This is a genomic window from Pseudomonas sp. 8(2025), from assembly GCF_052665325.1.
The window spans coordinates 1-1295 of the sequence record NZ_JBQOIE010000041.1 but is presented as its reverse complement, the minus strand read 5'-3'; the positions used below and the strand labels follow the sequence as shown (position 1 = coordinate 1295).

1 protein-coding gene is annotated in these 1295 nt (G+C 60.5%); it reads left to right on the top strand.

Annotated elements, in window-relative coordinates; genetic code table 11:
* Positions 1 to 39: 39 nt before the first annotated feature.
* Positions 40 to 1295: immunoglobulin-like domain-containing protein (locus ACUXVH_RS31630; protein WP_445496854.1), on the top strand; the 1256-nt coding region annotated here is incomplete at its 3' end.

The window sequence follows — 1295 nt, the reverse complement described above, 5'->3', positions numbered from 1 at the left end:
ATCGACACCAGCACCGTTTCCCTGACTGCCACGCCGAGCGTGGCTGAGGGTGGCATTGTTGTTTACACCGCTTCGGTGACAGCACCAGTGACTGGCTCACCAGTGGTCGTCACTCTGTCTAACGGACAGACCATCACCATTCCGGTGGGTGAGTCTTCCGGCAGCGTGAATTTCACCGCACCAAACGATGCCCTCGCTGGCGGTAGTTCCCTGAGCACCACCATCACCAAGGCCGACGGTGGTAACTACGAGAAGCTGGAGGTCAGCGACAAGCCGGCTGAAACCTCGGTAACTGACACACCAGACACGACCACCCTGAGCCTCTCGGCTACTGAGTCTGTGGCTGAAGGTGGTTCGATTGTCTACACCGCGACCCTGACCAATGCTGCGGGTACACCTGTTACTGTCACGCTCTCTAACGGCGCGGTGATCACCATCGCCGCTGGCGCTACTTCCGGTACTGCCACCGTCGCCGCTCCGGCTGACGACGTCTACAAAGACGCCGGCAAAGTCGAGGCAACGATTACCAAGGCTGAAGGTGGCAATTTCGAGCACCTGGAGACCAACCCGACTCCAGCTGTGACTGATGTCACTGACACCATCGACACCAGCACCGTTTCCCTGACTGCCACGCCGAGCGTGGCTGAGGGTGGCATTGTTGTTTACACCGCTTCGGTCACTGCTCCGGTAACCGGCTCGCCTGTGGTGGTGACTCTGTCTAACGGACAGACCATTACCATCCCAGTGGGCGAATCCTCCGGTAGCGTGAATTTCACCGCTCCAAACGATGCGTTGGCGGGCGGCAGCTCCCTGAGCACCACCATTACCAAGGCGGACGGCGGTAACTACGAGAAGCTGGAAGTTAGCGACAAGCCAGCCGAGACTTCGGTTACCGATACCCCGGACACCACCACTCTGAGCCTGAGCGCGACCGAGTCCGTGGCTGAAGGCGGCTCCATCGTTTACACCGCAACCCTGACCAATGCCGCTGGCACGCCAGTGACCGTGACCCTGAGCAACGGTGCAGTGATCACTATCGCTGCTGGTGCTACCTCGGGCACAGCGACCGTCGCCGCTCCGGCCGATGACGTCTACAAAGATGCGGGCAAGGTCGAAGCCACCATTACCAAGGCGGAGGGTGGCAATTTCGAGCACCTGGAGACCAATCCAGCGCCAGCCGTCACCGATGTGACCGACACCATCGACAACTCCACCGTATCGCTCAAGGCCACGCCTTCGGCGGCCGAAGGTGGCAACGTCACTTACACCGCCACCGTCACTGCTCCAGTGACCGG